Raw genomic sequence first — 7062 nt, forward strand, 5'->3', positions numbered from 1 at the left:
GGGAAAAAAAGGACGGTGCGACGCCGTCCCCCCCCCCCCCCCCCCCCCACCCCCCCCCCCCCCCCCCCCCGGCCACCCCGGCCTTCCTCCCGGCGCCCCCGCCCCGGCCCCGCCCCCCCGGCCACCCCGGCCCCGGTCCCCCGGGTCCCCGGTTCCCCGGCCCGGTGGCGGGGTGTCGCGCGGACCGGGTGTCCTGGTCGCCGCTGTCCGGGGGTCTCGACGCCGTTGCCGGGCTGCGTGGTGGGGGGTCAGGTGAGGTGCCGCAGTGCGGCGGTGGCGAAGGCGTGGTCCTGTTCGGGGGTGCCGCCGCCGATGCCCAGGGCCCCGATGAGGCGGCCGTCGCGGTGGACGGGGATGCCGCCGGCGATGAACAGCAGGGGGCGGTCCAGGGCGGTGGGCAGGGTGTGGAAGGGGCCGTCGGGCTTGACGAGGTGGACCAGGTCGGCGGTGGGGGCGCCCAGTTGCAGGGCGGTGTAGGCCTTGCGGGTGCTGGTCTCGCCGGAGATGAGGACGGCGCGCTCGTCGCGGCGGAAGGCCAGGAGGTGGCCGCCGGCGTCCAGGACGGTGACGCTGACGGGGGTCGCGGCCGCCTCGGCGGCGGCGCGGGCGGCGCCGATGAGGGTCTCGGCGTCGGCGGTGGTGAGCGCTGCCGCGGGGGCGGTGGTCGGGCTCATGGTGGCGCTTCTCCTTGAACGGGGGGCTGGAAGGGGGGCGGGGGGCGGTCAGTGGTGGGCGGGCACGGCCGGGGCGGCGGTGGCGGGGGCGGCGGGCGTGGGGGTGCGGCGTTCCAGGGCGGCGGACCACAGGGCGAGCAGGAGGGCGGCCGCGGCGAGCAGGGCGCCGACCCAGTCGGGGGCGGTGTAGCCGAGGCCGGCGGAGATGACGGTGCCGCCGAGCCAGGCCGCCAGCGCGTTGCCGAGGTTGAAGGCGCCGATGTTGACGGCCGAGGCGAGGGTGGGCGCGCCGTGGGCCTGGTCGAGGACGCGCTTTTGCAGCGGCGGGACGGTGGCGAAGCCCAGCGCGCCGATCAGCAGGATGGTCACGGCGGCGGCGCTCTTGTCGTGGGCGGTCAGGGTGAACAGGGCCAGGACGAGGGCGAGTGCGCCGAGGCTGGTGGAGAGCATCGGCATGAGCCGGCGGTCGGCGAACCTGCCGCCGAGCAGGTTGCCGAGGAACATGCCGGCGCCGAGGAGCACCAGCAGCCAGGTGACGGCGCCCTCGGAGTAGCCGGCGACGTGGGTCATCATCGGGGCGATGTAGGTGATCGCGGCGAAGACGCCGCCGAAGCCGAGCACGGTCATCGCCATGGCGAGCAGGACCTGCGGGTTGCGGAAGGCGGTGAGTTCGCGGCGCAGGTGGGCGCCCTGGGGGCGGGGCACGGCGGGTATGAGGCGGGCGATGCCGAGCAGGCCGGCCACCCCGAGGGCGGCGACGGCGGCGAAGGTGGTGCGCCAGCCGACGGCCTGGCCGATGAAGGTGCCGAGCGGGACGCCGACGATGTTGGCGACGGTCAGGCCGGTGAACATGGTGGCGATGGCGCCGGCCTTCTTGTGGGGGGCGACGAGTTCCGCGGCGACGACGGAGCCGATGCCGAAGAAGGCGCCGTGGGCGAGGGAGGCGACGACGCGTCCGGCGAGCATGACGGCGAAGGTCGGCGCGGTGGCGCAGAGCAGGTTGCCGGCGGTGAACAGGCCCATCAGCAGCATCAGCATCGTCTTGCGGCTGATCCTGGTGGCGAGCACCGTCATCAGCGGGGCGCCGATGACGACGCCGATCGCGTAGCCGGTGACCAGGAGCCCGGCGGTGGGGATGGAGACGCCGTAGTCGCCCGCGATCTCGGGCAGCAGGCCCATGATCACGAACTCGGTGGTCCCGATCCCGAACGCCCCGATGGCCAGGGCGAGGAGTGCGAGGGGCATGACACGACCCTTCATGCGGTTGCCAGCGCGTACACACCCCGACGTTAGTTGCAGACGCGGCATATATGCAACTGCCGGCAAACCGCCTTCGCGCACCTGCCTCGCCTTCGTGTACTTGCATAAGCTTTCTACATGCTCTAGCCGATATTTCTTCGTATGGCTTATCCTGGGCGTGTAGTACTCGGAAAGGAGACCGGGCCCATGACCGCCACGGACCCCGCGCTGACCGCCCTCGCCAACGGCTGGGCCGCCCTCTACCTCCTGTACGGCCGGATCGAGGCGCACATCGAACGCGCCCTGCAGTCCGAGCACGACCTGAGCGTGCGGGAGTACTCGCTGCTGGACGTGCTCAGCCGCCAGCACGACGGCGAGGGCGGGCACCTGCAGATGAAGCAGGTCGCCGACGCGGTCGTGCTCAGCCAGAGCGCCACCACCCGCCTGGTCACCCGGCTGGAGGACCGCGGCCTGCTCTCGCGCTACCTGTGCCCCACCGACCGGCGCGGCATCTACACCGACGTCACCGAGGACGGCCTCGAGCTCCTGCAGCGGGCCCGCCCCACCAACGACGCCGCCCTGCGCGAGGCCCTCGACGAGGCCGCCAGAAACCCCGAACTGGCCCCCCTGGTCCGGGCCGTCGAAGCGGTCGACCCCCTGCCGGCCCTCCCCCGACCCTGACCCCCCGCCGCACCCGCGCGCCCGCCCACCCGGCGCACCCGCGCACCCGCGCACCTGCACTTCCGAGCTCCTGCACTTCCGAGCTTCTGCGCTTCCCAGCTTCTGCGCTTCCCAGCTTCTGCGCGCAGGCCGATGCCGATGCCCCGGGTCCGGACCACCGTCCGGACCCGGGGCATCGGCGCGTTCGGCCCGCGCGCCGGGACGGCCACCGCCGGTCGCACCGCCCGGTCACACCGCCCGGACACCTCCCGGTCACACCGCCCGTCTCACCCCGTCCGTCGGCGGCGGCGGGTGCGGGCGGCGCGGCGGCCCGGTGGCGGGGTGGGGTCGGCGTTCCAGGCGGCGACGGGGTTGCCGAGCCAGCGGGTGGCGTCGGGGACGTGCTCGCCGCGCATGACCAGGGAGGCGGGGCCGACGGTGGTGCCCGCGCCGAGGGTGGAGTTGAGCAGGACGATCGAGTGCGGTCCGGCGGTGGAGCCGGCGCCCAGGTGGACGGGGCCCAGGCGCATCACCCGGTCGTGGAACAGGTGGGTCTGCAGGACGGTGCCGCGGTTGACGCTGGCGCCGGCCTCGATCGTGACGAGGTCGCTCTCGGGCAGCCAGTGGGTCTCGCACCACACGCCGGGCCCGATCGTGGCGCCGAGGCTGCGCAGCCACAGGTTGAGGTAGGGGGTGCCGGTGAGGGCGGCGCCGCCGAAGGGCATGGCGAGTTCCTCGACGAAGGTGTCGTAGAGCTCGTTGCGCCACACGAAGGAGGACCACAGGGGGTGTTCGTCGGCGTGGAAGCGGCCGACGAGGAGCCATTTGGCGGCGGTGGCCAGGGCGCAGGCGCAGGCGCAGGCGGCGATGAGCAGGGGTGCGGCGGCGGCGCAGGCGGCGGTGAGGCCGTGGTCGTTGCGGATCGCCTGGAGGGCGGCGAGGACGAGGTCGCCCAGGAGGGCGGCGGTGATGACGGGGATGAGGCGGCAGGTCTCGACGCCGGCGCGGGCCCACCGCAGGGGTGTGGGGGGGTTGTAGGTGCGGGTGTCGGTGGTGGTGTCGGTGGCGCGGGGCAGGGCGAAGGCGGGCCGGCCCAGCCAGGAGGAGCCTTCGGGGGCGTGGGCGGGGGCGTCGGACAGGACGCCGATCAGGCAGTTGTCGGGCAGGTGGCGGTCGGGGCCGACGATGGCGGAGTTGCCGACGAAGGAGCGGCGTCCGATGTGGGAGGGGCCCAGGTGGAGCCAGGTGCCGCGCAGTTGGTAGGGGGCGATGAGGGTGTCGTCGGCGAGGAAGGCGCCGTCGTCGACGCGCATCAGGGTGGGCAGGGCGAGGACGGTGGAGGCTTCGACGCGCTGTCCCACCCGGGCTCCGAGCAGGCGCAGCCACAGGGGGGTGAGGAGGCTGGCGTAGAGGGGGAAGAGGGTGCGGCGGGCGGTGTCGCTGAGGGTGGTGACGGCCCAGGCGCAGAAGGCGACGCGGCCGGTGGCGGGGTGGAAGCCGGGGCGCAGGGGCAGGGAGAGGGTGCGGATGAGCAGGGCTATCAGGGCGGCGTGGCAGGCGGTGGTGAGCAGGGCGAGGGGGATGGTGAGCGGGAGGAGTCGCAGGAGGGCCTGGGTGAGGGTGGGGTCGTGGTCGATGAGGGGGTAGGCGGTGAACAGGGCGGGCAGGGCGGCGATGAGGGGCAGGAGGCCGAAGAGGGTGGAGGCGGCGCTGTAGGCGGGGTTCCAGTGGCGGGTGGGGCGGGCGGGGGTGGTGGGCCAGGGGGTGGGGGTGGTGGGGGTGGTGGGGCGGGCCGGGGAGCCGGTCCAGTGTTCGCCGGGTGGGACGGTGCCGGTGACGCAGGCGCCGGGGGCGATGTGGGCGTGGGCGCCGATGCGGGTGCCGGGCATGAGGGTGGCGCGGTGGCCGACGGCGGCGCCTTCGCCGATGTCGAGGTGGCCGAGGTGGAGGGTGTCGCCGTCGAGCCACCAGCCGGCGAGGTCGGCTTCGGGTTCGATGGTGGCGCCGTTGGCGATGCGGGCGAGGCCGGTGACGGGGGGCAGGGTGTGCAGGTGGACGTTCTTGCCGACGCGGCAGCCGAGCAGGCGGGCGTAGCGGGGGGCCCAGGGGGTGCCGTTGAGGGCGGCGGGGGCGAACAGGGCGGTGAAGCGTTCGGCGGCCCACAGGCGGAGGTGGACGTGGCCGCCGCGGGGGTGGCTGCCGGGGCGCAGGCCGGTGGTGAGCAGGCGGGCGCCGGTGGCGGCGGCGAGGGTGCGGCCGGGGGCGGTGTGGAAGAGCAGGAGGCCGGCGATGACGGGCCACCAGGGGCTGTGGGGGGCCCAGGGCAGGTGGGGGGCGAGGAGGTTGTCGGCGGTGATGAGGGCGATGGTCCAGCGCAGGCCGGTGAGGGCGAACAGGGCGAGGAGGATGAGGGTTTGCCACAGGCCGGCGCTGCGCGGGACGGGCCGGACGGGGGCGCTGGCGGGGGTGGTGGCGGGTCCCGGGCCGGTGGCTTGCGTTCCCGTGTCGGGGCCGGGGCCGGGGGTGGCGGGTCCGGTGGTTTCGGGTCCGGGGGTGGCGGGTGGGGGTGGGGTGAGGGAGTCGAGGTAGGCGGCGAGGTCGCCGAGGACGGGGTGGGCGTAGAGGTCGGCGACGGAGACGCCGCTGTGGCGGGTGCGCAGTTCGGAGACCAGGCGGGCGGCGGTGAGGCTGGAGCCGCCCAGGGCGAAGAAGTCGTCGCTCTCGGTGGGGGTGGTGCCCAGCAGGCGGTGCCAGTGGCCGGCGAGCCAGCCGGCGGTGCCGCCGCGGACTTCGCCGCGGGTCTCGCCGGGCCCGCCGGCGCCGGGGGTGCCGGGGGTGGTGCCGGTGGTGGGCAGGGGCCAGGGCAGGGCGGTGCGGTCGACTTTGCCGGAGGTGCGGGTGGGCAGGGAGTCGACGAGGGCGAGGAGGGGCACCAGCGGGGCGGGCAGGCGCTCCAGCAGGTGCCGGCGGGCGGCGGTGAGGTCGGGGCGGGTGCCGGGCTGGGCGACGAGGTAGCCGACGAGCAGGTCGGCGCCGGCGGGGGTGGTGCGGACGGCGGCGGCCGCGGCGCGCACGTGGGGCAGGGCTTGCAGGGCGGCGTCGATCTCGCCGAGTTCGACGCGGCGCCCGCCGAGTTTGACCTGGTCGTCGGCGCGGCCGAGGAAGACCAGGCCCTCGGGGTCGTTGCGGACCAGGTCGCCGCTGCGGTAGACGCGCGGGGAGGCGAGCGCGGGGTGGGGGCCGAACTTCTCGGCGTCCTTGCCGGGGTCGAGGTAGCGGGCGGTGCCGATGCCGCCGATCAGCAGTTCACCGCTCTCGTACCAGGGGACGGGGTGGCCGGCCGGGTCGACGACGGCGATCTCCCAGCCGTCCAGCGGGGCGCCGATGCGTACGGGGCGGCCCGGGAGCAGGCGGGCGGCGGTGGCCACGACGGTGGTCTCGGTGGGGCCGTAGGTGTTCCAGAACTCGCGGCCGTCGACGGCCAGGCGTTCGACCAGTTCGGCGGGGCAGGCCTCGCCGCCGACGATGATCAGACGCACGCGTTCCAGGCATTCACGCGGCCACAGGGCGAGCAGGGTGGGCACGGTGGACACGGCGGTGATACCGCGCCGCACGAGCCAGGGGCCCAGGTCGGTGCCGGCTTTGACCAGGGCACGGGGGGCGGGGACGAGACAGGCGCCGTGGCGCCAGGCCAGCCACATCTCCTCGCAGGAGGCGTCGAAGGCCACCGACAGACCCGCCAGGACACGGTCGCCGGGGCCCAGCGGGCGGGTGGCCAGGAACAGGCGGGCCTCGGCGTCGACGAACGCGGCGGCGGCGCGGTGGGTGACGGCGACGCCCTTGGGGCGGCCGGTGGTACCGGAGGTGAAGATGACCCAGGCGTCGTCGCCCGCCGACGGCCAGGCCGCCCGGCCCGAGGGCCGGACGGCGGACGCGGTGTCCAACCGGCCCCCGGCGCCCAGGACGGCGCAGACCCCGGCGTCACGCCAGATCGCCTCGGCGCGCTCGTCGGGATCGTCGGCGTCCACGGGCACGTAGGCGGCGCCGCAGCGCATCACGGCGAGGATCGCGAGGTAGAGGTCGGCGGTACCGGAAGGCACGCGCACACCCACCCGGTCGCCGCGGCCGATGCCGTGGCCGGCCAGGACCCCGGCCAGGGCGTCCGTCTCACGCAACAGGGCGCGGTAGTCCAAGACGGTGTCGCCGGTGTCGAGCGCGGGCGCGTGCGGGTGGGCGTGCGCGGTCGCGGCGAGGACGTCGAGCAGGCTGCGCGCCGGCGCGGGGTGGGCCACCGGCCAGCCGGTGGCCTGCCCGGGCTGGGTGCGGTGCAGGGTGCCCGGGCCGGCCGTGTCGTGGCGTGCGTCCATGGGGGTGGTTCCTCGACTCCGTGTGGTGCGGGGGGGGGGGGGGGGGGGGGGGGGGGGGGGGGGGGGGGGGGGGGGGGGGGGGGGGGGGGGGGGGGGGGGGGGGGGGGGGGGGGGGGGGGGGG

Annotated in this window: 4 protein-coding genes; 1 reads left to right on the forward strand and 3 read right to left on the reverse strand. The window is 75.8% G+C overall.

Translation table 11 applies throughout. From position 1 onward, the window contains the following. Nucleotides 1-248: 248 nt before the first annotated feature. Together ACZ4WV_RS34760 and ACZ4WV_RS34765 are read right to left on the reverse strand one after the other, a co-directional pair. Nucleotides 249-674 carry a GlcG/HbpS family heme-binding protein gene (locus tag ACZ4WV_RS34760; protein WP_465752998.1) on the reverse strand — a complete coding sequence of 142 codons (426 nt, stop codon included), beginning with the start codon at nt 672-674 and terminating at the stop codon, nt 249-251. 48 nt (nt 675-722) lie between these two features. Beyond that, on the reverse strand, nt 723-1919 hold the full coding sequence (locus tag ACZ4WV_RS34765) for an MFS transporter (RefSeq protein ID WP_465752999.1): 1197 nt from the start codon (nt 1917-1919) through the stop codon (nt 723-725). A 201-nt stretch (nt 1920-2120) separates the two neighbouring features. Here ACZ4WV_RS34765 and ACZ4WV_RS34770 point away from each other — a divergent pair, with 201 nt between their 5' ends. Continuing rightward, nucleotides 2121-2594 carry a MarR family winged helix-turn-helix transcriptional regulator gene (locus ACZ4WV_RS34770; protein ID WP_465753001.1) on the forward strand — a complete coding sequence of 158 codons (474 nt, stop codon included), beginning with the start codon at nt 2121-2123 and terminating at the stop codon, nt 2592-2594. Between the two features lie 266 nt (nt 2595-2860). Here the strand turns inward: ACZ4WV_RS34770 and ACZ4WV_RS34775 are convergent, their stop codons facing one another. Next, complete coding sequence (locus ACZ4WV_RS34775) at nt 2861-6940, reverse strand: Pls/PosA family non-ribosomal peptide synthetase (protein ID WP_465753003.1); 4080 nt, start codon at nt 6938-6940, stop codon at nt 2861-2863. Between the last annotated feature and the right edge of the window lie 122 nt (nt 6941-7062).

The sequence above is a fragment of the Kitasatospora sp. NPDC029312 genome (genome assembly GCF_055569215.1).

Excerpts from the sequence above, each read along its gene's own strand:
- ACZ4WV_RS34760 (WP_465752998.1), bottom strand. The coding sequence starts at position 674 with ATGAGCCCGACCACCGCCCCCGCGGCAGCGCTCACCACCGCCGACGCC.
- ACZ4WV_RS34765 (WP_465752999.1), bottom strand. The coding sequence starts at position 1,919 with ATGCCCCTCGCACTCCTCGCCCTGGCCATCGGGGCGTTCGGGATCGGG.
- ACZ4WV_RS34770 (WP_465753001.1), top strand. The coding sequence starts at position 2,121 with ATGACCGCCACGGACCCCGCGCTGACCGCCCTCGCCAACGGCTGGGCC.
- ACZ4WV_RS34775 (WP_465753003.1), bottom strand. The coding sequence starts at position 6,940 with ATGGACGCACGCCACGACACGGCCGGCCCGGGCACCCTGCACCGCACC.